This is a genomic window from Polaribacter sp. P097 (assembly GCF_036864555.1).
GTDB lineage: Bacteria > Bacteroidota > Bacteroidia > Flavobacteriales > Flavobacteriaceae > Polaribacter.
Genome location: NZ_JAZETJ010000001.1, coordinates 593,561 through 620,170, shown reverse-complemented (window position 1 = coordinate 620,170; position 26,610 = coordinate 593,561). Strand labels below are relative to the sequence as shown.

Annotated in this window: 25 protein-coding genes; 16 read left to right on the top strand and 9 right to left on the bottom strand. The window is 30.3% G+C overall.

Annotated elements, in window-relative coordinates; genetic code table 11:
• Nucleotides 1-22: 22 nt before the first annotated feature.
• The 4 genes from V7R38_RS02970 to V7R38_RS02955 all read left to right on the top strand — a co-directional run bounded on the left by V7R38_RS02970 (nt 23) and on the right by V7R38_RS02955 (nt 3,768).
• Complete coding sequence (locus V7R38_RS02970; RefSeq protein ID WP_334055989.1) at nt 23-784, top strand: exodeoxyribonuclease III; 762 nt, start codon at nt 23-25, stop codon at nt 782-784.
• 4 nt (nt 785-788) lie between these two features.
• Entirely contained in the window at nt 789-2,099 is a 1,311-nt protein-coding gene (locus V7R38_RS02965) for a lytic transglycosylase domain-containing protein (protein ID WP_334055988.1), read from the top strand.
• A gap of 71 nt (nt 2,100-2,170) precedes the next feature.
• Complete coding sequence (locus V7R38_RS02960) at nt 2,171-3,151, top strand: DUF4837 family protein (protein WP_015481832.1); 981 nt, start codon at nt 2,171-2,173, stop codon at nt 3,149-3,151.
• Nucleotides 3,152-3,270: 119 nt separating this feature from the next.
• A complete protein-coding gene (locus V7R38_RS02955; RefSeq protein WP_015481833.1) occupies nt 3,271-3,768 on the top strand; it encodes a DUF1761 domain-containing protein in 498 nt (165 codons plus the stop codon).
• A 70-nt stretch (nt 3,769-3,838) separates the two neighbouring features.
• Here the strand turns inward: V7R38_RS02955 and trpS are convergent, their stop codons facing one another.
• Complete coding sequence (gene trpS / locus V7R38_RS02950; RefSeq protein WP_334055987.1) at nt 3,839-4,807, bottom strand: tryptophan--tRNA ligase; 969 nt, start codon at nt 4,805-4,807, stop codon at nt 3,839-3,841.
• Between the two features lie 225 nt (nt 4,808-5,032).
• Here trpS and V7R38_RS02945 point away from each other — a divergent pair, with 225 nt between their 5' ends.
• The gene (locus tag V7R38_RS02945; protein ID WP_334055986.1) at nt 5,033-5,734 is read left to right on the top strand and encodes a lysophospholipid acyltransferase family protein; all 702 of its coding nucleotides are present in this window, start codon (nt 5,033-5,035) and stop codon (nt 5,732-5,734) included.
• Entirely contained in the window at nt 5,706-6,344 is a 639-nt protein-coding gene (gene trhA, locus V7R38_RS02940) for a PAQR family membrane homeostasis protein TrhA (protein WP_334055985.1), read from the top strand. Before V7R38_RS02945 ends, trhA begins: the two co-directional genes overlap by 29 nt.
• On the opposite strand, the gene V7R38_RS02935 is transcribed toward trhA, so the two are convergent.
• Together V7R38_RS02935 and V7R38_RS02930 are read right to left on the bottom strand one after the other, a co-directional pair.
• Entirely contained in the window at nt 6,339-6,815 is a 477-nt protein-coding gene (locus tag V7R38_RS02935) for a CYTH domain-containing protein (protein ID WP_334055984.1), read from the bottom strand. The genes trhA and V7R38_RS02935 overlap by 6 nt on opposite strands.
• A gap of 8 nt (nt 6,816-6,823) precedes the next feature.
• Nucleotides 6,824-7,801, bottom strand: coding sequence for a methyltransferase domain-containing protein (locus V7R38_RS02930; protein ID WP_334055983.1), 978 nt, complete (start codon nt 7,799-7,801; stop codon nt 6,824-6,826).
• Nucleotides 7,802-7,903: 102 nt separating this feature from the next.
• Here V7R38_RS02930 and porZ point away from each other — a divergent pair, with 102 nt between their 5' ends.
• The 3 genes from porZ to V7R38_RS02915 are packed head-to-tail and all read left to right on the top strand — an operon-like array spanning nt 7,904 to nt 13,445.
• Entirely contained in the window at nt 7,904-10,234 is a 2,331-nt protein-coding gene (gene porZ / locus V7R38_RS02925) for a type IX secretion system anionic LPS delivery protein PorZ (RefSeq protein ID WP_334055982.1), read from the top strand.
• Entirely contained in the window at nt 10,234-10,956 is a 723-nt protein-coding gene (gene recO / locus V7R38_RS02920; RefSeq protein WP_334055981.1) for a DNA repair protein RecO, read from the top strand. The genes porZ and recO overlap by 1 nt, the downstream gene beginning before the upstream one ends.
• Nucleotides 10,956-13,445, top strand: coding sequence for a TonB-dependent receptor (locus tag V7R38_RS02915; protein WP_334055980.1), 2,490 nt, complete (start codon nt 10,956-10,958; stop codon nt 13,443-13,445). The genes recO and V7R38_RS02915 overlap by 1 nt, the downstream gene beginning before the upstream one ends.
• Before the next feature lie 5 nt (nt 13,446-13,450).
• Here V7R38_RS02915 and V7R38_RS02910 read toward each other — a convergent pair whose 3' ends face one another.
• Genes V7R38_RS02910 through V7R38_RS02900 form a run of 3 tightly spaced genes read right to left on the bottom strand, consistent with a single transcriptional unit; the run spans nt 13,451 to nt 15,866 of the window.
• Nucleotides 13,451-13,798: an SdpI family protein gene (locus V7R38_RS02910; RefSeq protein ID WP_334055979.1), complete on the bottom strand. Its 348-nt coding sequence runs from the start codon at nt 13,796-13,798 to the stop codon at nt 13,451-13,453.
• A gap of 23 nt (nt 13,799-13,821) precedes the next feature.
• Entirely contained in the window at nt 13,822-14,688 is an 867-nt protein-coding gene (locus V7R38_RS02905) for an acyl-CoA thioesterase (protein ID WP_334055978.1), read from the bottom strand.
• Nucleotides 14,685-15,866: a peptidogalycan biosysnthesis protein gene (locus tag V7R38_RS02900; RefSeq protein WP_334055977.1), complete on the bottom strand. Its 1,182-nt coding sequence runs from the start codon at nt 15,864-15,866 to the stop codon at nt 14,685-14,687. Before V7R38_RS02900 ends, V7R38_RS02905 begins: the two co-directional genes overlap by 4 nt.
• A 197-nt stretch (nt 15,867-16,063) precedes the next feature.
• On the opposite strand from V7R38_RS02900, the gene V7R38_RS02895 reads away from it, so the two are divergent.
• The 7 genes from V7R38_RS02895 to V7R38_RS02865 all read left to right on the top strand — a co-directional run bounded on the left by V7R38_RS02895 (nt 16,064) and on the right by V7R38_RS02865 (nt 23,756).
• Nucleotides 16,064-17,179, top strand: coding sequence for an efflux RND transporter periplasmic adaptor subunit (locus tag V7R38_RS02895; RefSeq protein WP_334055976.1), 1,116 nt, complete (start codon nt 16,064-16,066; stop codon nt 17,177-17,179).
• 4 nt (nt 17,180-17,183) lie between these two features.
• Nucleotides 17,184-20,516, top strand: a complete 3,333-nt coding sequence (locus V7R38_RS02890; RefSeq protein ID WP_334055975.1) for an efflux RND transporter permease subunit — start codon at nt 17,184-17,186, stop codon at nt 20,514-20,516.
• Nucleotides 20,503-21,846 carry a TolC family protein gene (locus tag V7R38_RS02885; protein ID WP_334055974.1) on the top strand — a complete coding sequence of 448 codons (1,344 nt, stop codon included), beginning with the start codon at nt 20,503-20,505 and terminating at the stop codon, nt 21,844-21,846. The genes V7R38_RS02890 and V7R38_RS02885 overlap by 14 nt, the downstream gene beginning before the upstream one ends.
• A 66-nt stretch (nt 21,847-21,912) precedes the next feature.
• Entirely contained in the window at nt 21,913-22,044 is a 132-nt protein-coding gene (locus V7R38_RS02880) for a hypothetical protein (protein ID WP_334055973.1), read from the top strand.
• Nucleotides 22,045-22,129: 85 nt separating this feature from the next.
• Entirely contained in the window at nt 22,130-22,771 is a 642-nt protein-coding gene (locus V7R38_RS02875; RefSeq protein WP_334055972.1) for a Crp/Fnr family transcriptional regulator, read from the top strand.
• Nucleotides 22,772-22,827: 56 nt separating this feature from the next.
• Nucleotides 22,828-23,124 carry a thioredoxin gene (trxA, locus tag V7R38_RS02870; protein ID WP_334055971.1) on the top strand — a complete coding sequence of 99 codons (297 nt, stop codon included), beginning with the start codon at nt 22,828-22,830 and terminating at the stop codon, nt 23,122-23,124.
• A gap of 44 nt (nt 23,125-23,168) precedes the next feature.
• Nucleotides 23,169-23,756: a methyltransferase gene (locus V7R38_RS02865; RefSeq protein ID WP_334055970.1), complete on the top strand. Its 588-nt coding sequence runs from the start codon at nt 23,169-23,171 to the stop codon at nt 23,754-23,756.
• 42 nt (nt 23,757-23,798) lie between these two features.
• On the opposite strand, the gene V7R38_RS02860 is transcribed toward V7R38_RS02865, so the two are convergent.
• From V7R38_RS02860 to V7R38_RS02850, 3 genes are all read right to left on the bottom strand, one after another.
• Nucleotides 23,799-24,833 (bottom strand): transporter, encoded by a 1,035-nt coding sequence (locus V7R38_RS02860; protein ID WP_334055969.1) that lies wholly within the window; start codon nt 24,831-24,833, stop codon nt 23,799-23,801.
• A gap of 74 nt (nt 24,834-24,907) precedes the next feature.
• Nucleotides 24,908-25,225, bottom strand: a complete 318-nt coding sequence (locus V7R38_RS02855) for a hypothetical protein (protein ID WP_334055968.1) — start codon at nt 25,223-25,225, stop codon at nt 24,908-24,910.
• A 165-nt stretch (nt 25,226-25,390) separates the two neighbouring features.
• Nucleotides 25,391-26,569, bottom strand: a complete 1,179-nt coding sequence (locus tag V7R38_RS02850) for an acyl-CoA dehydrogenase family protein (RefSeq protein WP_334055967.1) — start codon at nt 26,567-26,569, stop codon at nt 25,391-25,393.
• Nucleotides 26,570-26,610 lie beyond the last annotated feature (41 nt).

Below are 26,610 nucleotides of genomic sequence, written 5' to 3'. Positions count from 1 at the left end.
TAAAGTAAACTAATAGCATTGAATGAAAATTATCTCATATAACGTAAACGGAATTAGAGCTGCCTTAAAAAAAGGGTTTTTAGATTGGTTGAAAGCCGCAAATCCAGATGTAATTTGTATTCAAGAAACTAAAGCACACAAAGAACAATTAGATTTATCTTTGTTCGAAGATGCTGGTTATCCTTACCATTATTGGTTTTCTGCACAAAAAAAAGGCTATTCTTCAGTAGCAATTTTGTGTAAAGAAAAACCAAATCATATTGAGTATGGTACAGGAATAGAATCTATGGATTTTGAAGGTAGAAACCTAAGAGTAGATTTTGATGATGTATCAATCATGAGTTTGTATTTACCTTCTGGAACTAATGCTTTACGCTTGGATTACAAGTTTAATTATATGGATGAGTTTCAAGAATACATTACTAATCTAAGAAAAGAAATTCCGAATTTGGTCATCTGTGGAGATTATAATATTTGCCACGAAGAGATAGATATTCATAACCCAAAAATGAAAGGTGTATCTGGGTTTTTACCAGAAGAAAGAACTTGGATTGGCAATTTTATCAACAGTGGTTTTATAGATAGTTTTCGTTATTTAAATAAAGAACTACAACAATATTCTTGGTGGAGTTACAGAGCAAATGCAAGAGCAAACAATAAAGGTTGGAGGTTAGATTATGCAATGGTTTCTGAACCTTTAAAAGATAAAATAAGCAGAGCATACATTTTACCAGAAGCAAAACATTCAGATCATTGCCCAATAGCATTAGAACTAGACATTTAAATTTATGAGGTTTCTTTTATCCTTTTTACTTATCAGTATTTCAACCTTTGCACAACAAGAAATAGATACACTACCAATTGTTAAAATTGATACTATTAGCAATACAAATATAAAGCTAGCAGATATTAAAAATGATGACTTGTTTTCTGATGACGATTTGAAAATGATTGATAGTTTATTGGTAGGACATAAATTCAATTCACCTTTAATAGACACTTTAGAATATGTAATTGATGATAAAGATATTATTGGCAACTCTAAGAAAGCAGTTACTACAGATTTGCTTAAGCAACGTTTATCTCATTTAAACGATCAAACACCATTTGATTTGGCTTACAATCCTGCTTTAGAAAAAGTAATTAATAGTTATCTTTTATATAGAGGAAAATATTACCCAGCATTGATGGCAAAAGCCAAATATTACTTTCCAATGTTTGAGCAATATTTAGATCAATATGATATTCCTTTAGAAATGAAATACCTTTCTATTGTAGAATCTGCTCTAAGACCTAAGGCAAGATCTGGAGTTGGAGCCTCTGGTTTATGGCAGTTTATGTATGGTACAGGAAAACAGTTCGATTTAAAGGTGAGTTCATATGTAGATGAAAGGTATGATCCTGTTAAAGCAACAATTGCAGCCTGTAAATATCTAAGTCAATTATATAATGTTTTCGGTGATTGGGATTTAGCGCTTGCAGCCTATAATTCAGGTCCAGGTAATGTTTCTAAAGCGATTAAACGATCTGGAGGTTTTAAAAATTATTGGAATATAAGGCCCTATTTACCAAGAGAAACTGCAGGTTATGTGCCTGCATTTTATGCTACTATGTATATTTTTGAACATGCAAATGATCACAATATATACTCTGAGTTACCAAAGTTTTTCGAATTTCAAACAGATACAGTTCGCGTAAAAAGAACAGTTTCTTTTGATCAAATTTCAGAAACAATAAATGTTGATGAAGAGGTGCTTACTTTTTTAAATCCTTCTTATAAGCTAGATATTATTCCGTTTATTAAGGATAGAAATTATGCCTTAAGACTGCCAAGCAGTAAAATTATCGATTTTCTAGACAAAGAAAAACAGCTTTATGCATTAGCTGATGAAGACGATGCTAAAAGAGAAAAACCATTGCCTAAGTATTTCGAAATGGATAAACGCATTCGTTACAAAGTAAAAAGTGGCGATTATTTGGGTAAAATTGCAAATAAATTCGGGGTACGAGTAAGCAGTATAAAACGCTGGAATAGTTTAAAAACGAGTAACCTTAAAATTGGTCAGCGTTTATATATTTATCCAAAACGTTTAAGATAATAAGAATTAAATTTCAATTTGGAATAGTCTTTGAGGACATACAATTGAATCAAATTTTATAAAAGAAAACCATGAAAAAAATATTTTCAGTATTTGTATTATCCATTTTATTAGTTTCTTGTGTTGGTAATGATAAAATGATTTTAAAAGAATCTATTGGTAGAATTAACAAGGTAATGGTTGTTGCTAAAATTAGTGATTGGACAGGAGATGTTGGCCAAGAGGTAAGAAATTCTTTTGGAGAATTAATGGTAGGTTTACCACAAGCAGAACCAATTTTATCTGTTTCTCAAGTAGCACCTAGTGGTTTTAGTTCTATGATGAAAGCTAGTAGAAATATATTAGTGATATCTGAAGGAGAAAAATCTAACTTTTCTGTTAAACGAAATGTTTACGCTAAACCGCAAACCATTATTTATGTTCAGGGTAAAGATGATAAAGAAATCATAGAAATTCTTCAAAACAGAAAAGAAGAAATTAGAAAAACCTTCTTAGATTCAGATATTGCATTTACACAAGGTATCTTCAAAAAAGATGCTTCAAAGCAAAAATACAAGACCTTAGAACAATTGGGCCTTTCAATGACAATTCCTAATAAATTTAATACAGTAGATGATACAGGAGAGTTCTTATGGCTTCGTAATCATTTAACAAGTGGTATTGCTAAAACCGGTAGCAATAATATTTTGGTGTACTCTGTGCCTTTAGTAGATAAAACAACAGTTGCAGACAGTATAGTTTCGGTTAGAAATGCAATAGGTAAAAAATACATACCTGGTTCAGACCCAGAAAAAATGTATATGATTACAGAAGAAGCCTACACTCCTTTTACTTTTGATGCAACTATAGATGGTAAAAAAGCCTATGAAACAAGAGGTAAATGGGAGGTTAAAAATGATTTTATGGCAGGTCCTTTTTTGAATTATACAGTATTAGATGAGGCAAACAATAGATTAATTGTGGTAGAAGGGTTTACTTATGCACCATCAGTCAATAAAAGAGCCTTTGTGTTCGAGTTAGAAGCCATTGCAAAATCTTTAAAAATAAATTAAAGGAATTCTACAAAATACATAAAGGCCTCAGAAGTGATTCTGAGGCCTTTTTTTGTAAATAACTAATTATCAAATTGGTATTTGTTATATTTGAATATCAACCAAAAAACTTTTTTATCATGGAAATGAATTTCTACATCTTTTTTTTAGCAGCCTTAGTCCCAATGATTATTGGCTTTGTATGGTATGGTCCTCTTTTTGGAAAAGCTTGGATGAACCAAATGGGTTTTACAGAAGAGTCTTTAAAAGACACGAACATGGTTAAAACTTTACTCATTTCTTATGTGTTAAGCCTTTTAATTGCGTTTGCATTAATGCCAATGGTTATACATCAAATGGGTGTTTATTCTACTTTAGCAGGCGAGCCTGGATTTGCAGAGCAAACAGGAGAGGCTTATTCGTATTTCGAAAATTTTGTAGCCACTTATAGCGATAGATTTAGAACGTTTAAACACGGAGCTTTTCATGGAGTTTTGTTTGGCTTTTTCTTAATAATGCCAATTTTAGGAATCATTGCCGTTTTTGAGAAAAAATCTTTTAAATATGTGGCTATTAATGCAGGATATTGGATAGTTACACTTGCAGTTATGGGTGGTATTATTTGTCAGTGGATGTAAATCTTCACCCTAATATAAAAATAAAAAAGCCGCTAAAAGCGGCTTTTTCTATATTGTATTTACAATTAGTTTAATAACCTATTTTGGCACGAACTCTTTGTAAAACTTCGTTAGCTGTTTCAGTTGCTTTTTCAGCTCCTAATTTTAAGGCTTCATCAATTTCATGCTGATTGTTCATGTAATGATGATAACGTTCTCTTATTGTTGCAAATTTCTCTACAATTACCTCATATAATGCTTGTTTTGCATGACCATAACCATAATTTCCACCTTCATAATTTGCTCTCATTTCTGCAATTTGAGTATCAGTAGCTAACAATTTGTATAGCGCAAAAACGTTATCAGTATCTGGATTTTTAGGTTCTTCTAAAGGTGTACTATCTGTCTTAATACCCATAATTTGTTTCCTTAACTTTTTATCCGTTAAAAAAATGTTGATGGTATTCTCTCTAGATTTACTCATTTTTTCACCATCAGTTCCAGGAACTAATTTGGTGTTCTCTTGTATTTTTGCTTTTGGCGCTACTAAAGTTTCACCCACTACATGATTAAATCTGTTTGCAACATCTCTAGTCATTTCTAAATGTTGCAATTGATCTTTACCCACAGGCACAATTTCTGCATCATACAATAAAATATCTGCAGCCATTAACATTGGGTAAGTAAATAAACCAGAATTTACATCAGACAAACGATCTGCTTTGTCTTTAAAACTATGAGCCAAGGTTAGTCTTTGATAAGGAAAATAACAACTCAAATACCAACTTAGTTCAGTTACTTGAGGTATATCACTCTGTCTGTAAAATACTGTTTTATTAATGTCTAAACCACAAGCAAGCCAAGTTGCAGCAGTGCTGTAGGTGTTTTCTCTTAGCTGTTTACCATCTTTAATTTGAGTTAAAGAATGCATATCTGCTATAAAAAGAAAAGCTTCGTTTTTAGGATCATTAGCCATTTCTATAGCTGGTAAAATTGCTCCTAATAAATTACCTAAATGTGGTGTTCCTGTACTTTGTACTCCTGTTAAAATTCTAGACATTTATTTAATTTTAAAATCGAAAATTAATTTTAGAAGGCAAAAATAAGGTTTTGAGCACAAAAAATATCAAAGAAAAGAAATTAGTATTTTTGCCATAGTTTTAAATGTTTAAAACTACTCATTAACCTTGCTACTTTGAAATTTATCAAAATTCCGTTTTTATTTATTTGGCGCATTTGGTTCTACCTACTTTTAATAGTCACCATTTTAATTATGGTGCCATTTATGCTGGTATTAACGGCTAAGGAATCTTATTATCCTACCTTTTGGAAAATGGTAAGATTATGGTCTTTTATCTTGATTTATGGAATGGGTTTTCGACTTAAGGTAGATAGAGAAATGAAAATAGAAAGAGACAAAAGTTATATGTTTTGTCCTAATCATGGCTCGTTGATGGATCCTTTTGTAATGATTGCCCTTAGTAAAAACCCTATTGTTTTTATTGGAAAGAAAGAGTTGGTAAAAATTCCAATTTTTGGCTTTTTCTATAAGAGAGTTGTGATTATGGTTGATAGAAGCAGCCCAAAAAGTAGAAAAAGAGTTTTTAAAATGGCAAAAGAAAAACTTAGAAATGGTACTAATATGGCTATTTTTCCTGAAGGTTTGGTTCCTGCAGAAAACGTAATTTTAGGGCCTTTTAAAGATGGTGCTTTTAGTTTAGCAATAGAATTTGAAATGCCAATTGTGCCCCAAGTTTACTATGATTGCAAACGACTTTTTTCTTGGGATTTTTTTAAAGGTGGCCCAGGACTTTTTAGAATTCATCAGCATAGATTTATTGAGACTAAAAACTTAGAATTAAGTGATGTTGATCAACTTAAAAAGCAGACCTTTGATTTAATTTATCAAGATTTGATAAATGATAAAAAGTACATGAAAGATACTAACAGACCTAATAATGAGCGAGAGTTTAAATCACCTTTATAGCACAAAAGAAGAGAAATTAAATATTCTTTCTCATGGCCTAGGCTTGGTTCTAAGTGTTGTAGCTTTTCCTTTTTTAATATATAAATCTTTTGATTTTGATGGTTTTTGGCAACCCTTAAGTTTTATTATTTACGGTTTAAGTATGATTGTATTGTATGCAGCATCAACTTTTTATCATGCAGCAACAGAGCCTAAAAAAAGAAGAAAATTAAATATTTTCGATCATGCAGCCATTTACGTTTTAATTGCTGGCAGTTACTCACCTTTTTGTTTGGTTGGTTTAAATTCAGATTTAGGTTGGTATATGTTTTTGTTTGTGTGGCTTTTTGCACTAACAGGTATTGTTTTAAAATTGTTTTTTACAGGTAGATTTGATAAAGTTTCTACTGCAATGTACTTGCTTATGGGTTGGCAAGTTATGTTTTTTATAAAACCGCTAATGGAGAGTATTTCTTCTGAAAACTTTTATTATTTGCTAGCTGGTGGTGTTTTTTATTCTATTGGAGCTGTTTTGTACTCGATTAAGAAAATGCCATATAATCATGCAATTTTTCACGTTTTTGTGTTGTTAGGTAGCTTTTCTCACTTCTTAGGTATTTATAATTTATAATTTCCAAGATGTAAAAGGTTTTTTACTAATATAAGAGTTGTAATATCTAATATCGCCTGTAACTTCTTTCCCTAGCCAATTGGGTTTTAAAAACGTTTCCTGCTCAGAATTCAGCTCTATTTCAGCCAATACTAAGCCATCATTTGCTCCTTTAAATTCATCTACTTCAAAGGTTAAATGCTCATTTTTTATCAAAAATCGAGTCTTATCTATTATAGAAGGTTCACATAAAAGCAGCAACTGTTCAGCTTCTTTTTTATCAATTTCTATCTCCCATTCAAACCTGGTGGTACCTGCAGCATTAGATTTGCCTTTAATGGTTAAGAAGGCTTTATTATCTTGAATACGAACTCTTACTGTTCTGCTTTTATCGGTATTTAAATAACCTTGCTTTATTTTTTTTGTGAGGTAAGCTTGCTGTTTATAATCGTTGTTTTTTACCAAAAACTTTCTTTCTATTTCTAAAGCCATAAAATATGCTACTTCTTATTTTTATATACACCAAAAACGTAGTCTGATGCATGGTTTTTTAAAAAATTATCTTCTAATTGAAAAAGTTCATTTAGTACTTTCTCTTTTTCATCATTTAACTCATAGAAATGATGAGAAATGTCTCTAAGTGCACTAAGCAATAGGTTTCCTCCATAAGGTTTTTCTGTAATGGTACTAAAGTTTTTATGAATGCTTGGCATTATGCTAGATGAGTCTACACATTCTGATGGATCTGCAATAATCATTCTTAGGGTACCAACACCTCTATATTTGTTTTTATGGAATTTACTTTTAAAACGAATTCTATATTTCTTAGGAATCATTTTAATGGCTTTATTAATTTCAGAAATTTGCTTTTTTGAAAATTGATGTCTTGTTGCCCCAACAAACTCATTGATAATTAATAAACCTTCTTTTTTTAGAGTAGTTCTTATTTTGGTGGTTAAGAATTTATCAATTTCATTAAAATGATGTAGTGATGATTTAAAGAAAACAATGTCATATTCACTTTCTTTAAAATCAAATTCATAAATGTTTTGAGCTATAAATTTAATATTAGTAAGTCCTTTTTTTGCTGCATCCTCTTTAGCAAAATTTAGCAGATTATCAGCAATATCTACACATACAACTTCTTTAAAAATCGTTCTGTTTTCAGCCAATTCAATTTCTCTGTTGCTTATTCCAGAACCAATAGAAAGCAGTTTTAAACCCTTTTTATCTTTAAGTAAATCCTCTAAAATATAATCTATATAATTTTTGTTTTCATCGCCAGAAATTAAGGTGTTCCATCGTTTTTGAACTTTAGGAATATTCCAAAAATAAGAGGAGATAAAAGAGGTATTATCAAAAGCACTTTTTGTTCTTTTCTCTTGATTAAAAGTAAATTTAGATAAAATGAAAGTACTACCTCTTTGAACTATTTTAAAATAGGTGTCTATAAAGTCATCTAAAGTAATTAGTCTCATTAATTGTTATTTAAGACAATATCAATATATTTAAGTACTAATGTACTTATTTATTACGTTAATTTACAGTATTTAAAATATATTTGAACTCTAATATGTATTATGAAGAAATCAATTTTTATATTTTTTTCCTTTTTATCTTTTATTACTTTTTCTCAAATAGATTATAGCAATTCTTGGGAAGATTTTTATTCTTACAACAATGTAAAAGATTTTGTAAAAGTAGATAATATAATTTATGCATTGGTAGATAATGCTGTATTTACCTTTAATGAAAGCACATTAGAAACAGAAAAATTTTCTTCAATTCAAGGTTTGTCTGGCGAAACTACATCTGCCATATTTTACAGTACAGCCTACAAAAGATTGGTTGTTGGTTATGAGAATGGCTTAGTTGAAGTAATTGATGAAAATGGAGAAATTACGATATCTTCTGATATTACCAACTTTAATCAGACTGGTTTTAAAAGTATAAACCATATAGCAGAGTTCGAAAACACATTATACCTAGCAACCCCATTTGCTACTGTAGAATATAACATAGAAAAATTAGAGTTTGGTGATACTTTTTTCATTGGAAACAATTCTACTTCTTTAGTAATTAATGAAACTTTGGTGTTAGACAATACTATTTATGCTGCAACTGAAGATGGTATATTTAAAGCAGATGCAACAAGCAATTTGTTGATAGATTTTAATAGTTGGCAACAAAGTTTTCCAAATAGAGAATTTAGTAGAATTGTAAATTTTAATGATACTATTTATGTTGCAGAAAACAATACTTTATATCAGCTAGTAAATAATAATTTAACCGAAATTAGAAGTTTTGCTGAACCAATTGTCAATTTAAATTCTTCTGATTCTAATCTAATTATTGCTTTAAATAATCAGGCAATAGCATTAGATTCTAGCCTAAATGTTCAGCAAGAAATAAACACTACAACAGATTTTAATTTTACACTTTCTGATGCTTTGTTTGTAAATAACACGATTTATTTAGCCACGAATCAATTTGGAGTGTTATCTAGAAATTTGGGGCAAGCTGCAGATTTTACAGAGATTCATCCAGAAGGGCCTTTGTCTAACGATGTGTTTTCAATAGCAGCAAAAGACAACGACCTTTGGGTGGTTTATGGAGGTTATAATTTGTTTTACGGTTCGTTATTTAAAAGACAAGGATTTAGTCATTATAATGGAGAAGAATGGTTTAATACACCTTTTGATCCTAATTTTCCAGTGATTGATTTGAATCATGTTTCTATAGATCCAAATGCAGAAAATAGAGTCTACATAAGTTCTTTTGGTGATACAAGTGATATTAATTCGGTTTCAACAGGAGGACTTTTAGTAGTAGAGAATAATGAAATAAGCACATTTTACAATCACTTAAATAGTGGTTTAGAAGATTTAGAACCCACACAACCTAATAGAGTAACTTTACGAATAAGCGGTTCTAAATTTGATAGAGAAGGCAATCTTTGGGTAGCCAATATTAATAGAACAGATGAGCTTAAAAGGTTGTCACCCTCTGGAGTTTGGAGTAGTTATGATTTAAGTGGATTAAAAACCAATCCAACCTTTTTTGGTTTAAGTGAAATTGCAATAGATAACAACCAAACCATTTGGATGGGTACTAGAAGAAATGGTATTTATGCCTTTAATGAAAATGGCAATAGAACTAGAGCATTAGTAACCACGCCAAATCTTGGTAATTTGCCAGATACAGATGTGTTAACAGTGGCAGTAGACAGATCTAATAGAATTTGGATGGGTACCAGAACAGGAATGGTTGTATTTAGAAATGCATCTACCGTTTTTGATGCAGAAGTTTTAAACGCACAACCTGTAATCATAGAAGAAAATGGTGTAGGTGAACGCTTGTTAGGAGACCAAAGAGTAAATACAATAAAGGTTGATGGTGCAGACAACAAATGGTTTGGAACAGAAAATGGTGGAGTTTTATATACGAATCCTTCAGGAACAACTACCCTGAATAATTTTAGCACTCAAAATTCGCCTTTACCATCTAACAAAATTTTGAAAATTGCTATAGATGATTCAAGTGGAAAAGTGTTCTTTGCTACTGAAAAAGGAATTGTTGCCTACAATAGTAACGTAGCTCCTTTTGGTGAAGTTTTAGATGAAGTTTATGCCTACCCAAATCCTGTTTTAAAAAATCATAATACTGTTACAATAACTGGTAGAAATGGAAATAATTTGCCTAAAGGTACTAATGTAAAAATTCTTGATGTTGCAGGCTATTTAGTTTATGAAACCAATGTTGTAGAGGGGCAAGAAGTTCAAGGAGGTAAAGTAGTTTGGGATAAACGAAACCTTGCAGGTACTAAAGTTTCATCTGGTGTGTATATTGTTTTGTTGTCTAATGATGATGCCTCTGAAACTGCAACAGCTAAAATTGCAATTGTAAATTAATGGCAATTGTAACTACAAAAGCTATTGTGCTTAGTGCCATTAAATATGGTGATACCAGTTTAATTGTAAAATGCTATACACAAGAAGAAGGTATTAAAACTTATATGGTTAGAGGTGTTTTAAAACCTAAAAAGAAAGGTATAACAGCTGCTTATTTTCAGCCACTAACCCAATTGAAAATTGTAGCCAATCACAATTCGAAAAATACATTAAACTCGCTTAAAGAAGTACAGGTTCATCAGCCTTATAAAACAGTATATAGCAATATTGTAAAGCAGTCTGTAGTTTTATTTTTATCTGAAGTTTTGAGTAATGCCATACAAGAAGAAGAGCAAAATACCACTCTTTATGAGTATTTAGAAACAGCATTACAATGGTTAGATTTGCATGATAATGTTGCCAACTTTCACTTGTTGTTTTTACTAAATTTAACTGGTTTTCTAGGTTTTTATCCAGACTTGTCTGATGATACTAAAAATGGTTTTGATCTGTTAGAAGGTGTTTATTCAGATAATTTTTCCAATAAAAATGTAATTCATAAAAACAATTTTTATCAATTTAAAAAGCTGTTAGGCATAAATTTTGATGCAATACAAGAAGTGTCTTTTAGTAAAGAAGAAAGGCAGGTAGTTTTGCAGATAATAATTCAGTATTTTAAACTACATTTGGGCAATTTTAGAAATCCTAAATCTTTACAAGTTTTAGAAACCGTTTTTAGTTGATGATGAAGAATATTTTTATTTATTTTATTTTTTTGGTTTGTGGCTCATCTATAGCGCAAACTGTTAAAGTTTTAGATAAAGAAACAGGCAGAGGAGTTAAAAATGTTAGTATTTTTAATGAGGATAATACTGTAAGTTTATCTACAGATAAAGAAGGGTTTGCAGATGTATCTTTAATTAAGGATAATGAGGTAATTATATTTTCTCACATCTCATATGCAGTTTATCGCATAAAAAAATCAAACTTAAAAAATCGAAATTTTGTAATTCAACTCATCAAAGAATCTGAACAACTAGATGAGGTTGTAATTTCTGCATTTAAAAAAGATGTAAAAACCAAACGAATTGCAGAACGAATAGCTGTAGTTTCTAAAAAAGATATCCGTAAAATTTCGCCACAAACTTCTGCAGATTTATTAGCAGCAATTCCTGGTATTAAAGTTCAAAAATCTCAATTTGGTGGTGGTAGTCCTGTAATTAGAGGAATGGAATCTAACCGTGTTTTATTGGTGGTAGATGGTGTTAGAATGAACAATGCAATTTATAGAAAAGGGCACTTACAAAATTCAATAACACTGTCTCCTAATTTACTAGAGAAAACCGAGGTTGTTTTTGGGCCATCTTCTGTTATATATGGTTCAGATGCTTTGGGTGGTGTTATTCATTATTACACAAAAACGCCTCAATTATCAGAAAATAACGAAGTAAAAAGTCAGCTTTTTTCTAGATTTTCAACAGTAAATCAAGAAATAACCACAAGTGTTTCTGCTGAGTTAAGTTTCGAAAAATGGGCATCTTTTACAAGTATTTCTTATTCTGATTTTGGCGATTTAAGAGCAGGTAAAAATAGAATTCATGGTTTTGAAGATTGGGGTAAAGTATTCTATTATTCCGAAAATGTTAATGGGAATTACGCTGCAAATCCTACACTGAATTCAAATCCTAATTTATTAAGAAATACTGGATACAATCAAACAGATTTCTTACAAAAGTTTTTCGTGCCTTTGTCAAAAGACACCGATCTTAAAGTAAATTTACAGTATTCTACGTCTTCAGATATTCAAAGGTTTGATAGGTTAACAGAGTTAACAGACCTTACAGATGTATCTTCTTTAAAGTTTGCAGAATGGTATTATGGGCCTCAAGAAAGATTTTTATTATCCTCTCAATTAGATGTTCATCCGCATAAAAATTGGCTAGAAACAGGAACAATTACAGCTGCTTATCAAAATATAAAAGAGAGTAGAATCCAAAGAAAATTTGGTAGTTTAGATAGATCTTATAGAGAGGAAACTGTGAATGTTTTTAGTTTAAATGGCGATTTTTCTGTGCCTTTAGCAAATAATAATTCACGAATTTTATCTTACGGATTTGAGTTCGCATATAATGATGTTGCATCGAATTCATTTGGAAAAACCTTAAATATAGAAAATGGTCAAATCAATGGTTTTTCTAATGATTTTAAGGTACAGTCAAGATATCCAGATGGTGGTAGCAACTTTTTAACTTCTGCAGTTTATATAGGTTACAGGCAAGATTTGAATAGAAAATCTACTTTAAATTCTGGTATTCGATTTACAAATATTCAGAAAAATGCAACTTGGATCGATGAGACATTTTTAACCTTCGATGATAAAGATATATCTAGAAATAATTCAGCTGTAACTGCTACTTTAGGGTATGTTTATAAACCAAATACAAATTGGCAATTAAACAGTGTTTTATCTTCTGGTTTTAGATCTCCAAATATTGATGATGTAGGTCGTGTTAGAGAAAAATCTGGTAATGTAACTATCCCTAATATTAATGTAAATCCTGAATTTGCATACAATGCAGAGGTTGGTTTACAGAAGTATTTTAATAATAAAAAATTTAGGCTAGGAGCTAATTTCTATTACACTCTTTTAGATAATTATATTCAAAGAGATTTTGTGTACAATGCAGATGGTTCTATTCAGCAAGTAGAATTTGATGGCGAATTCGGAAATGCAGTTAATAATCAAAATAAAGGTACAGCTTATATTTTGGGGTATACAATTAATTATTTGGGTAAAATTTCTAAGACGATTAATACATCAGGATTTGTAACCTATACAAAGGGTAGAACTTATGATACTGAAGAACCAATGTCATCTATTCCGCCATTATTTGGTCAGTTTGAGATAAATTATAATAAAGAAAAATTGGCTTTAGGAGCAGAGTTTAGATTTAATAGTAAAAAAGATATCAAAGAATTTAATTTTACAGAAGGTATAGACAATCACGATTTAACTCCGATTGTAAATGCTAATGCTACCAGTGATGAAGATATATACTTTGGTTCTCCTAGTTGGATGACTTTTGGATTAAATGGATCTTATGATGTGAGTACAAATTTTTCTGTGCAAGCCAGATTAGACAATATTTTTGACGAGCACTATATTGAATTTGCTTCTGGTGTATCTTCTCCAGGAAGAAACTTATCTGTTTCTTTTGTGGCTAACTTTTAACTAGATTATTTAATACGTTTTCCTTCATCATCGAAATTTTCATTTATTGCACGTTCTGTTTTAATTAAGCTAACCAAAATTGCTAATGCTACAAAAACCATAGGTTGCCAAGTTAATTGTTCAACACTAATACTTGTTAAAACCAAAGCTGCTAATAAAGAAATACCACTATATTTTAAAAAAGCCACATTAAAAGTCGCGTTGGCAAAATGCCAAATATCTTCATTTTGCATGGCTTTTGGAGTTCTGTAACCATATAAACCATTGATTTTTTTTGGTGGAAATTTCCAGAAAATAATGCTAATTAAAAACAATACTCCATTTGTAGTTAATACATAAATATAAGATTCCATTTAAAATCTGTTTTTGTTATATTTTATTTTTTTATAGGTCTCATTAATCCTTCTTGAGCAAAAGAGGCTACCAATTTACCATCTCTTGTAAAAATGTTTCCTCTGCATAAACCTCTTGCACCATAAGCATTTGGTGAGTCTGCAGAAAAGAGCATCCAATCATTAAAATCAAAATCTCTAAAAAACCACATAGAATGATCTAAACTTGCAGTCATTGTATTTGCAAAACTATAGTTTTTTGCATTAGGATTAAAGGCTGCATTTAGAACATTATAATCAGAAATATAGGTTAGTATTTGGTGCTTTAATTTTAAGTCCATTTTAGGAATAGTACCTTTTAATTTAAACCAAATTTCTTCTTTAGCTTCTTTGTTTTCTGGCTTTAAAGGATTTGGTACAACAACAGGCTTAAATTCAATTGGCCTTTCTATACTTAAAAAAGACTTGACACCTTTTGGTAAAAAGTCGCCAAATTTTACAGCCATTTCTTCCCAACTCAATAATTCTTCTGGCTGTTTTACATCAAAATTCATTTTTGTTTGATGCTCAAAACCTTCCTCCTTTTTATGGAAAGATGCAGCAAGAATAAAAATGGTTTTTCCATTTTGGCTAGCAGTTACTCTTCTTGTGGCAAAACTACCTCCATCTCTCATAATAGCAACATCATAAGAAATAGGAACCTTCAAATCTCCTGCCTCTAAGAAATAAGAATGCAAAGAATGCAAAAATCGATTTTCTGGAATGGTTCTATATGCTGCATTTACGGCTTGTGCTAAAACTTGACCACCAAAAACAATAGCACTACCTATGGTTACACTTTCTCCTAAAAAAGTATGTTCATTTACTTCTTCTAAGTTTAATAAGTTTACTAATTCTGCACTTGTTTTCATTGGGGTTTATTTTTAAAAGGTAAATTTTGACGAAATGGAGTGGGTTGCACTCTCATTAAAAATAACTTTATTAATTTATTGGTTATACTTTTTTTATGACGAAGGTACATGGTTAAATCTTGTGGTTCTGCACCTACAGAGCTTTTAATTTCGCTTGCTGTTCGTCCAAAGTTCAAGGTTTTTAAATTATGATCAATAGCAATTTTAATATAATCGTAAAGCATTCTTTGATAGATGGCCAATTGTTTATTTAAATTATAATCTATGCCTACAAAATGTGCATCCAGACTTTTGTTATTTATAACACCAGTCATAAAACCAACCATTTTATCTTCTAAATAATACGTTTTAATAATGTAATTGCTATTTAATTGATTGATAAAATCTTTGTACGTGCTTAAATTAAAATCACTCAAATTAAAAGAAGCATTTTTTGCCACCTTTTTATAAAGCTCTTCCATTTTAGGAAGCTGTTCTTCTATAGAGTTTTTGGTTACCGTTTTTACAGTTAAACTTGCACTTAATTTAAAGGCTTTTTTTGCTTTAACTCTAAATTTGGTTTTAAGGGCTTGTAAATAATCATCAAAATTTTGCCAACTTTCATCTATATGCAATACCATATTAGGCTCAACAGAAAAAGGGTGATAGTTATAATCTTTTAATTCATTAGTTATTGAAAGAGATTCGTTTACAAAATCTTTTAAAAGAAAAGCATCAATTTGCAATTTATCGTTTTTGTTAACGTAATTAAGAATGGCCTTTGCCAATTCTTTAATAGTTTGCTTTTTATCAAAACCATTTGCTATTAAAACTCCATGTTCTCCACTTACAAATGTATTACCACAAATTAAAAGTTTAAAAGGTTTTTTCTTAGGAAATAAGTTTAATTTTTGCCCAAATTCTTTTACTCGTTTCGCAAATGATTCTAAATCATTCTTTACGGTTTCAAAGTAAAAATCTACTATTTGTATAGAGCCAAAACACTTGGCATTTTGCGCTTCATCTAATAAAACCACATAGAAAAAATCTAAATTTTCATGATTATCTTCTATTGATTTTAAAAAGGCCTTTTTGAAATATACATTATCATTAGCATTTAAAGAGCTCCAAACTTTACTAGGTATTTCATCAACAGAGGAGTAATAATTAGCAATGAGATTTTTAGTAGAACAATTCAAAGAATGTATGGTGTTTTTTTGGTTTTGCAAAGTTCTTAAAAATAAATCAGTTTAAAAATTTTGCCATAGAAATAAACAATTATAACGTTTCTTTAACATAGATTAATGAGCTCAAATGCACTCTGTTCAATCAAAAAAGTATCTTTGTAGCCTATTTTAAAAAGCTTGTTTACAAGTTCACTTCAACTAACTAAGTAATGAGAAAAGTAATTTTGGCCATTTTAGGTGTAGCATTTATTGCTGGCGCTGTTTTATTAGGTAATTATTTTATCGATAAAAATCAAAAACCAAGACCAACCTTTAAAAAAAGTGTAAAAACTGTTTTTGTTAAGGAAGTTATCAACGAAGAAGTTCCTATAATTTTAACGGCAAATGGTAACCTACAAGCAAAGAATAAAATAGATGTTTTTTCTGAAGTACAGGGTGTCTTAAATGCGGGTTATAAAGCATTTAAGCCAGGAACAAAATATAATAAAGGCGAAATATTATTAAGCATAAATAGTGATGAGTTTAATGCAAGTTTAAAATCACAAAAAAGTAATTTATTCAATTTAATTACTTCAATACTTCCAGATATACGTTTAGATTATACATCAGAATTTAAAAAATGGGAAACGTATTTGCAGAATTTTGATATCAATAAAACCATAGCAAAATTACCTGAGTTTGCTACAGATAAAGAAAAGTACTTTATTTCTGGTAGAGGAATTTTAACAGCGTATTACAATGTAAAAAACTTAGAAGTTCGTTTGTACAAACATCAAATTAGAGCCCCATTTACAGGTGTTTTAACTGAGGCTTTAGTTACCCCAGGAACTTTAATTAGATCAGGTCAAAAGTTGGGTGAGTTTATAGATACAGATATTTACGAAATGGAAGTTTCTGTAAGTGCGGAGTTTGCAGATTTATTAAAAGTAGGTAATACTGTAAAGTTGAATAACCTAAACAAGTCTAAAAATTACGAGGGTAAGGTAATTCGTGTTAATGGTAGAATTGATCAAGTTTCTCAAACCATTACTGCGTATATTGATGTTAAGCATCCAGATTTAAAAGAAGGTATGTTTTTAGAGGCAAATTTAGAGGCAAAATCAGAGTCTGATGCCATTGAGATTTCTAGAAAATTATTGGTAGATAATAGCGCAGTTTATACTGTCAAAAATGATAGTGTATTAACATTATCAATGATAGAACCAGTTTATTTTGGTGCAGAAAAGGTGATTGTAAAAGGTTTAGAAAATGGCGATAAGATTTTAACGCAAAATTTACCTGGTGCTTTTGATGGAATGATTGTAAAAACAGAAACTAAAAAGTAATTACATGAAAAAAATAATTACTTATTTCATAAAGTATCCTGTTGCTGTAAACGTAATGATTTTTGCGTTTATCATCTTTGGTGCAGTTGGTGCAATTAGTATGAAATCTTCCTTTTTTCCTTTGGTAGATTCACAGTTAATAAGAATCAATTTAACGTATCCTGGAGCTTCACCTGCAGAAATGGAAGAGGGTGTTGTGCTTAAAATTGAAGATAATTTAAAAGGAATTGTTGGTGTAGAAAGAGTAACTTCTGTATCTAACGAAAATGCTGCAGTTGTAAATGTAGAGGTAGAAAAAGGCAAAAATATAGATGTTGTTTTATCGGATGTAAAAAATGCGGTAGATAGAGTACCTTCTTTCCCTTCAGGGATGGAACCTGCAGTAATTGCTAAAGTAGAAAGTATTAGACCAACAATTAGTTTTACAGTTAGTGGTGAGAATGTATCGTTAAAATCTTTAAAACAGTATGCTAGAAATATTGAAAATGATATTAGAGGTATAGAAGGCATTTCTCAAGTTGCCATATCTGGTTTTCCTGCAGAAGAAATAGAAATTGCAGTTCGTGAAAATGATTTGTTGGCTTACAATATGTCTTTTACAGAAGTTGCAAACGCTGTAAGAAATTCAAATATTTTAATAACGGGTGGTAATATTAAAACTGCAGAAGAAGATTATTTAATACGTGCAAGTAATCGATCTTATTATGGTGTTGAATTACAGAATCTTATTGTTAGAACAGAAACTAGTGGTAATATTATTCGCTTAAAAGATGTTGCAGAAGTAAGGGATACTTGGTCAGAAAATCCAGATCGATTGTTCTATAATGGAAATTTAGCAATCGATATTACAGTAAGTAATACAAATAACGAAGACCTTATTTCATCTGCAGAAAAAATTAAAGAATACATTTATGAGTACAATCAAAAACAACAGAATGTTCAGTTAAATGTTTCTAGTGATGCTTCTATTACTTTAAATGGTAGAACAAAATTATTGATAGAAAATGGTGTTGTTGGTATATTATTAGTGCTTTTCTTTTTAGCATTATTTTTAAACTTACGTTTAGCAATTTGGGTAGCTTTTGGCTTGCCTGTTGCCTTTTTTGGTATGTTTATTTTTGCAGCGCAATTTAGTGTTACCATTAACGTGCTTTCACTTTTCGGAATGATTATCGTTATTGGTATTCTGGTTGATGATGGTATTGTAATAGGTGAAAATATTTACCATCATTATTACGATTTAGGAAAATCTAAAATACAAGCTGCAATAGATGGAACAATGGAAGTGATTCCGCCAATTGTTTCTGCAATTCTAACCACTATTATTGCATTTTCTACCTTCTTTTTTGTTGATGGTAGAATAGGTAGTTTCTTTGGTGAAGTATCTACAATTGTATTATTAACACTATCTGTTAGTTTAATTGAAGCGCTTATTATTTTACCTGCGCATATAGCACATTCTAAAGCGTTAAAGAGAAGAAAAGAAGAGAATTTAGCAGCCAATTTTAATTTTGATCACTCAGAAATTGAATCTATAGAACACAAAAAGAATCAAGTAATTGTTGTAAAAAATGGTGAAACTATAATTCTTGAAAAAGAAAGTAAAGTAGATGCCTTTTTTGCAAAGGTGAATGGTTTTGCAGATAAATATCTAACTCTTTTTAGAGATAAATACTATGTGCCTTTATTACGTTTTTCTCTTAAAAATAAGTTTTTTGCATTTAGTGTACCTATTGCTATTTTGATTTTTAGTTTTATGGCTATTGGTGGTGGAATTGTAAAAACATCATTCTTTCCAAGAATTGCAAGTGATAGAGTTCAGATTTCTTTAAATATGCCTCAAGGTACAAACGAGCAAATTACAGATTCTATTATCTCTTTTATAGAAACAAAAGTTTGGGAAGTCAATGAAGAATATACAGCCAAACAAACAGGTAATATTCAGGTTGTAGAAAATGTAATTAAAAGAGTTGGGCCAGGTTCTGCAAACGGCACTTTAACTGTAAACCTTTTGCCTGGAGAAGCTAGAGATGTTTCATCACCAGAAATTACAAATGCTATTAGTGATAGAGTAGGTAAAGTATATGGTGTAGAAAGTTTGGTGTTTGGTTCTGGAGGTAATTTTGGAGGTAGCCCAGTTGCAGTATCACTTTTGGGTAATAATATAGAAGAACTTAAAGCAGCAAAAGAAGAGTTAAAGTTTGAGTTAGAAAATAATTCGCTTTTAAAAGATGTTTCAGATAACGATCCTGCAGGAATTAAAGAGGTTAAAATTACTTTAAAAGACAATGCCTATTTACTTGGTTTGAATCTGCAATCTATTATGACACAAGTTCGTTATGGTTTTTTTGGTTTTCAAGCTCAGCGTTTTCAAAGAGGCCAAGATGAAATAAAAGTTTGGGTGCGTTATGATAAGCAAGATAGATCTTCTATAAAAGACTTAGATGATATGCGAATCATAACTCCTACAGGTAATAGAATTCCGTTTTCAGAAATTGCTAATTATGAAATTGAAAGAGGTGATATTGCTATCAATCACTTAGAAGGGAAACGTGAAATTCAGATTACAGCAGATTTAAAAAATTTAGAAACTAGTGCAACAGAAATATTAGATGATATTAAGGCGAACATTATGCCAAAGATTTTATCTAAATACCCAACTGTTTCACCACTATTTGAAGGTCAGAATAGAGAGGCTAAAAAAACTACAGATTCTGTAAATGTTGTTGGGCCAATTATTTTGTTATTAATTTATATTGTAATAGCATTTACATTTCGTTCTTACAGTCAGCCAATTTTATTACTTATTATGATACCTTTTAGTATGATTGGTGTTGTTTGGGGGCACTATTTCCATAATTTTCCAATCGGAATTTTATCATGGTTAGGTATTATTGCATTAATAGGAATCATGGTAAATGATGGTTTGGTTTTAATAGGTAAATTCAACAGTTACCTCAAAGAAGGTATGAAATATGATGATGCTTTAATAGCAGCAGGTCAATCAAGATTTAGAGCTATTTTTCTAACTTCATTAACTACAATTGCAGGTTTAGCACCACTTTTATTAGAAAAAAGTAGGCAAGCACAATTTTTAATACCAATGGCTATTTCTATTGCTTATGGTATAGCAATTGCAACGCTTTTAACTTTAGTTATGTTACCACTTTTACTCTCTGTATCTAACTCAATAAAAGTAAATATTAAGTGGTTAAAAACAAATGAAAGGGTTAGTAAAGAAGAAGTAGAAAGAGCCATTATAGAATCTAAGGTTGATGAAGATGATGATGAGGATAAAAGTTTAAACCCTAAAAATGTAGTTTATGAAATTGAATAGATACAGCACACTTATAGGTTTATTCATATTGAGTTTTAACGGATTTGCTCAAGACGTTTTAACCAAAGAAAGAGCATTAGAAATTACATTAGAAAATAATTTCGGAATTAAAATTGCGAAGAATAATTTAGCAATAGCAGAGAATAATACAAGTATTTATAATTCAGGAAAATTACCAACTGCTACCATAAATTCTGGTGCTAATTATAGCAGAAATAATCAAAGTTTAACCTTTACAGATAGAGATACAGGAGATGATTCTGAGATTTCAGGAAATGGAGTTGTTGCTAAAACTTACAACGCATCTTTAGCTTTAAACTATACCATTTTTGATGGTTTTGGTCGTAAGTACAATGTAGAGCAGCTAAAACAAACGTATAATTTAACTGAGCTACAAGCTAGAGAAACTATAGAAAATACTTATTTACAGTTGTTTACTACGTATTTTCAAATAGCACGTTTATCAGAAAATACAGACAATTTAGCAGAAGCACTTACCATTTCTAAACAGCGTTTACAACGTGCACAGTATCAGTATGATTATGGGCAATCTACCAAATTAGAATTTTTAAATGCACAAGTAGATGTAAATAATGATAGCATAGCATTAATTGCTGCCAAACAACAATTAAACAATGCAAAACGTGGTTTAAACATAATTTTAGGTAAAGAAACTAATGCTAATTTCTTAGTAGAAACAGAAGTAGAATATAACAATATGCTAAGTTTTGAGGAGTTAAAAACAAAAACTTTGCAAAACAATTCTTTACTAAAACAAAACGAACAGAATATTGCAATTAGTGAGTTTAACGTTAAAATTAATAAAGCTAGTTATATGCCATCTTTAAATTTCAATGCTTCTTATGGCTACAATAGAACTAGAAATGAAAATTTAATAAATCCTTTTGGAGCAAAGTTAATTACTTCAGATGGTTTAAATGCAGGTCTTAATTTAACCTGGAATATTTTTGATGGAGGCTCAACAAAAACTAGAGTAGCGAATGCTAAAATTGCTTTAGATAATCAACAAATTTTATTAGAACAGCAGAAAGTTAATATAGAGAACAACTTAAAAAATACGTGGGAGAACTATAAAAATCAACTATTTATTTTGAGTGCACAAGAACAGAATGTACAGAGTAATCAAAATAATTTCGATAGAACTCAAGAGCGTTTCAAATTAGGTCAAATTACATCTGTTGAATTTAGGCAAGCTCAAATCAACTTAATTAATGCAAAAACGGCTTTAAATAATGCAAAGTTCGATGCAAAGTTGATAGAACTGCAGCTATTGCAATTAAGTGGAGATATTCTAAACGTGAAATTGTAGAAACCTGATATTTATCATTTCTCATTATTTATATATCATCTAATTTTATATTAAAATTAGAATCTTATGAATATGCTTAACTTTCCTTTAGTTTCTTGGGTAAATGGTACTGTTATGATTGGTGTTTTTGTACTAGTTGTTCTAAGCTTAGTACTTGCAGTTTATCTTTTAATGAAAACAGATCAAAAAGCAAAATAGCACAATAAACTCTTTATAATTGGTGCTTAAATAGTTTTTCTATGTGTCTATGAATTCTTAAATTTATACATAGAAAAAATTATACATGTCTGATTTTAATTCAAAACTAAATTCCAATTTTGGCTATTTATTTGAAACCGAACTTTTAGAAGAAATCGAAAAAGTTGGTACCTATAAAACTGTATCTAAAAATGAGATTATTATAGATATAGAAGATTATATAAATGCAATGCCACTTCTGTTAAATGGTGCTATAAAAATTTTAAGAGAAGACGAAAAAAGAGATGAGTTGGTTTTGTATTACTTAGAAAAAGGAGATACATGTGCAATAACGTTATCTTGTTGTATGGGCCAAACCAAAAGTAAGATTAGAGCAGTTGCAGAAACTGATGTGTCTTTAATTATGTTACCAAAAGAAAAAATGACAGCTTGGCTTAGTACTTATAAAAGCTGGCAATCTTTTATACTACAAAGTTACCATAACAGGGTAGAAGAACTTTTACAAGCTGTAGATACTATTGCCTTTTTAAAAATGGATGAACGTTTGTTTAAATATTTAAAAGACAAGGCTATGGTAAATAGTAATGATGAGTTAACAACAACCCATAAACAAATATCCGATGATTTACACACCTCTAGAGTTGTAGTTTCTCGTCTTTTAAAAAAGTTAGAGAATGATGGAAAAATAAAGCTTTTTAGAAACAGTATAAAAGTTTTAGAATTGTAACAAACGTTACTAAAAATGGCGCTATTAAAATTTACCTTTGAGAAAAATATTGAAATATGACTAGTTTTACAGAAATAATAAATCAGAAGAAACCTGTTTTAGTCGATTTTTTTGCAGAGTGGTGTGGTCCATGTAAAATGATGAGTTCAATTTTAAAAGAGGTAAAAGCAGAATTGAATGATGAGGTTTCAATAATTAAAATTGATGTTGATAAAAACCAAAGTTTAGCTGCAAAATTTCAAGTAAGAGGCGTACCAACATTTATGCTTTTTAAAGATGGAAAGCAAGTTTGGAGACAATCTGCAATGTTGCAAAAAAACGATTTAATTTCAGTGATTAAACAGTACAGTTAATATTAATTCAAACACCTTTTTTTAGGTGTTTTTTTATTTTTAAGATGATTTTTGACGAACAATTTTGGGATAATAAATACATAACGAATAAAACTGGTTGGGATTTAGGGCAAGTGTCACCACCCTTAAAAGCCTATTTTGATCAACTCACAAACAAAGATTTAAAAATATTAATCCCTGGAGGAGGCAATTCTCATGAAGCAGAATATTTATTGGAAAATGATTTTACCAATGTTTATGTAATTGATATTTCTAAGTTAGCATTAACTAATCTAAAGAAAAGAGTACCAGGTTTTCCATCATCGAATTTAATTCATCAAAACTTTTTCAAATTAAACCAAACATTTGATCTTGTTATTGAACAAACCTTCTTTTGTGCTTTAAATCCCAATTTAAGAGAGGAATATGTTTCTAAGATGCATAGTGTTTTAAATGACAATGGCAAATTGGTAGGCTTACTTTTTGATGCGAAATTAAATGAAGATCATCCACCTTTTGGAGGAGACAAAAAAGAGTATGCATCTTTATTTCGAAACCTATTTACAATTGAACTTTTGGAAGAATGTTATAATTCTATTCAAAATAGAAAAGGAATGGAGTTGTTCTGTAAGTTTATAAAAAATAAAGGTTAATAGAAACCTATTAACCTTTATATTTATTGTTTGGTACAAAGCTTATAACGCATATTGTAAGCCAATTGTAATGGTTTCTTTTCGTTCCAATTGTATTCCATTTGGTTTTTGATATAATGGAATTGCAAATTCAAAGCCCAATCGTAAATCTTTTAAAGTACCTTTATTTGCATACAAGTTAAATCCTAATCCTGCATTTATATTAGTTCCCCCAGAATTTTTAGTATCTGCAGTAGTAACCATTGTTGAGTTTAAGTTAGGGTTTTCGCCTCTTATTTTATCTATAAATAAACTTTGTAACCTGGCAGAAAAGCTAATCCAGTTAGTAGCTTTAAGGGCGAACCAATTGTTAAAACTTATTTGGTTTCCAAAGGCATATTCATCAGAGTTTGTACCAAATCTAAGAGTAGTATTTAATTGACTTCCCCAAGAAATTGATTCTGTTTGACCTAAATAAGTAATACCTAAATTAGTGTCTAAAGTTCCTGAACCAATTTGCATAGGATAAGGTAACAAAATTTTATTTGGAGCACTCATAGGAGTTTCGTCCATTTCACCAATGCTACCTGTTGGCAGGGAAATAGTAAGATTACCATGAAAGGATTGCTGATTTTTATTTATGAATTTATAAATCATACCTAATTTTATGTCACCAAAACCTGAAGAGGAGGTAGAGAAAGGTGAATTCATACCCATCATTCTCATTTGTAAATCCATATCATTTGAAATAAAACTGGCCATTGTCAACAGAGTGATTTTATTTGAAGGTGCAAACATTGTCCCCAACATGTGCATTTGCATTGGCATTTTTAAAGGAGTTACCATATAGCCAACATCATGGGCTTCATTGTTGGTTATTTTCTCAGAACCTAAAAGTAAGCCTTCCATATTCATATTCATAAATCTATAAGAAAACATCCATCCTCCTTTGCTGTGATAATGATCTGCCATAACAGTTATTGGTGCATGTCCATCTGGTCTTGAGCTAGACCAATTATTATTTTCGGTTTGTTGTGCTACTATTTGTTGAGTTAAGAATATGAAGATTCCTAAACCAATTGTTTTTATTGATTTCATCAAATTGATTTTTTTTAATAATTTATAAGTTGATACATCAGAATAAAATCTGATAGATATTTTTAAAAAATTAGTTAACCAATTGGTGGGTGAAATATGTTGTAAGAATTTAAAAACTTATACTGGTTTTTGTAGATATATTTTCCCTTTATTAAGTTCCTTTTGAGGTTTTTAGGGTTAATATTTAGAATTTTTACAAAACCTATAGGATATTCATCCATTTGAATTCTACGAGATTGATAATCTTTTTCTTGTTGTTCTTCTAGCTTTTGCATTAGTTGACATTTACCATTACAACTAAGCTCTGGTTTGTCAGTATTGATACATAGTACCTTAGAGATATAATCATAATTTATAGCATATTCTACAAATGGTGCAATTGGCTTTAGCATAGCTACCAAGTATAAAAATACTAAAAAAAACGATGAAATTCTATGAATCAAACCTTAAGTAAAATGGACTGCAAATTTACAATACAACCATTTAATAAGAAAGATTTCGTGCATAAAAAAACACCAAATTATTTGGTGTTTTTTGTCTTTAAAGAATAGGTTATTTTATTTAAATCCGTTTAAACCTGTAATGTCTAAACCTGTAATTAGTAAATGAATATCGTGTGTACCTTCATAGGTAACTACACTCTCTAAATTCATCATATGACGCATTATAGAGTAATCTCCAGAAATACCCATTCCTCCCAACATTTGCCTTGCTTCTCTTGCAACTTTTAAAGCCATTTCTACATTATTACGCTTTGCCATAGAAATTTGTGCTGAGGTTGCTTTACCTTCGTTTTTCAAAGTTCCCAATCGCCAAGCTAATAATTGTGCTTTGGTAATTTCTGTAATCATTTCAGCAAGTTTCTTTTGTTGTAGTTGAAATTGACCAATTGGTTTGCCAAACTGTTCACGTTCTTTCGCATAACGTAGAGCAGTATCATAACAATCCATAGCTGCACCAATGGCACCCCAAGAAATTCCATATCTAGCTGAATCTAAACAACCTAAAGGCGCTCCTAATCCAGATTTATTTGGTAATAAATTTTCTTTTGGCACTTGTACATTATCAAAAATAAGTTCTCCAGTTGCAGAAGCACGTAAAGACCATTTATTATGTGTTTCAGGTGTAGAGAATCCTTCCATGCCACGTTCTACAATTAAACCATGAATTCTGCCTTCTTCATTTTTAGCCCAAACCACAGCAACATCGCAAAAAGGTGCATTTGAAATCCACATTTTAGCACCATTTAAAAGATAATGATCTCCTTTGTCTTTAAAATTGGTTTCCATTCCACCAGGATTAGAACCATGATTTGGCTCAGTTAAACCGAAAGAACCCATCCATTCACCAGAAGCTAGTTTTGGTAAATATTTTTTTCGTTGTTCATCATTTCCATAGGTAAATATAGGGTACATCACTAAAGAAGATTGCACTGAAGCAGTAGATCTTACACCAGAGTCACCTCTTTCAATTTCCTGCATGATTAATCCGTAAGAAATTTGATCTAAACCAGCACCACCAAATTCTTCTGGTATGTAAGGACCAAAAGCGCCTATTTCTGCTAAACCACTAATTATTTGTTTTGGAAATTCCGCCTTTTGAGCATAATCTTCAATAATTGGTGATACATCACGTTTAACCCAATCTCTTGCAGAGTCACGAATTAATTTATGCTCTTCTGTAAGTAAATCATCTATGTTATAATAATCTGGTGCTTGAAATAAATCTGGCTTCATCTATGAATCTTATTTTTCTATTTGTGTAATATTTAACAAAA

Bases quoted from the DNA above. Each gene is read 5' to 3' on its own strand.
- V7R38_RS02970 (WP_334055989.1), top strand. From the start codon at position 23: ATGAAAATTATCTCATATAACGTAAACGGAATTAGAGCTGCCTTAAAA.
- V7R38_RS02855 (WP_334055968.1), bottom strand. From the start codon at position 25,225: ATGCTAAAGCCAATTGCACCATTTGTAGAATATGCTATAAATTATGAT.
- V7R38_RS02915 (WP_334055980.1), top strand. From the start codon at position 10,956: ATGATGAAGAATATTTTTATTTATTTTATTTTTTTGGTTTGTGGCTCA.
- V7R38_RS02905 (WP_334055978.1), bottom strand. From the start codon at position 14,688: ATGAAAACAAGTGCAGAATTAGTAAACTTATTAAACTTAGAAGAAGTA.
- V7R38_RS02850 (WP_334055967.1), bottom strand. From the start codon at position 26,569: ATGAAGCCAGATTTATTTCAAGCACCAGATTATTATAACATAGATGAT.
- V7R38_RS02965 (WP_334055988.1), top strand. From the start codon at position 789: ATGAGGTTTCTTTTATCCTTTTTACTTATCAGTATTTCAACCTTTGCA.
- V7R38_RS02895 (WP_334055976.1), top strand. From the start codon at position 16,064: ATGAGAAAAGTAATTTTGGCCATTTTAGGTGTAGCATTTATTGCTGGC.
- V7R38_RS02885 (WP_334055974.1), top strand. From the start codon at position 20,503: ATGAAATTGAATAGATACAGCACACTTATAGGTTTATTCATATTGAGT.
- trxA (WP_334055971.1), top strand. From the start codon at position 22,828: ATGACTAGTTTTACAGAAATAATAAATCAGAAGAAACCTGTTTTAGTC.
- V7R38_RS02955 (WP_015481833.1), top strand. From the start codon at position 3,271: ATGGAAATGAATTTCTACATCTTTTTTTTAGCAGCCTTAGTCCCAATG.
- V7R38_RS02935 (WP_334055984.1), bottom strand. From the start codon at position 6,815: ATGGCTTTAGAAATAGAAAGAAAGTTTTTGGTAAAAAACAACGATTAT.
- V7R38_RS02875 (WP_334055972.1), top strand. From the start codon at position 22,130: ATGTCTGATTTTAATTCAAAACTAAATTCCAATTTTGGCTATTTATTT.
- trhA (WP_334055985.1), top strand. From the start codon at position 5,706: ATGAGCGAGAGTTTAAATCACCTTTATAGCACAAAAGAAGAGAAATTA.
- V7R38_RS02890 (WP_334055975.1), top strand. From the start codon at position 17,184: ATGAAAAAAATAATTACTTATTTCATAAAGTATCCTGTTGCTGTAAAC.
- V7R38_RS02880 (WP_334055973.1), top strand. From the start codon at position 21,913: ATGAATATGCTTAACTTTCCTTTAGTTTCTTGGGTAAATGGTACTGTT.
- recO (WP_334055981.1), top strand. From the start codon at position 10,234: ATGGCAATTGTAACTACAAAAGCTATTGTGCTTAGTGCCATTAAATAT.
- V7R38_RS02960 (WP_015481832.1), top strand. From the start codon at position 2,171: ATGAAAAAAATATTTTCAGTATTTGTATTATCCATTTTATTAGTTTCT.
- trpS (WP_334055987.1), bottom strand. From the start codon at position 4,807: ATGTCTAGAATTTTAACAGGAGTACAAAGTACAGGAACACCACATTTA.
- V7R38_RS02930 (WP_334055983.1), bottom strand. From the start codon at position 7,801: ATGAGACTAATTACTTTAGATGACTTTATAGACACCTATTTTAAAATA.
- porZ (WP_334055982.1), top strand. From the start codon at position 7,904: ATGAAGAAATCAATTTTTATATTTTTTTCCTTTTTATCTTTTATTACT.
- V7R38_RS02860 (WP_334055969.1), bottom strand. From the start codon at position 24,833: ATGAAATCAATAAAAACAATTGGTTTAGGAATCTTCATATTCTTAACT.
- V7R38_RS02910 (WP_334055979.1), bottom strand. From the start codon at position 13,798: ATGGAATCTTATATTTATGTATTAACTACAAATGGAGTATTGTTTTTA.
- V7R38_RS02865 (WP_334055970.1), top strand. From the start codon at position 23,169: ATGATTTTTGACGAACAATTTTGGGATAATAAATACATAACGAATAAA.
- V7R38_RS02945 (WP_334055986.1), top strand. From the start codon at position 5,033: ATGCTGGTATTAACGGCTAAGGAATCTTATTATCCTACCTTTTGGAAA.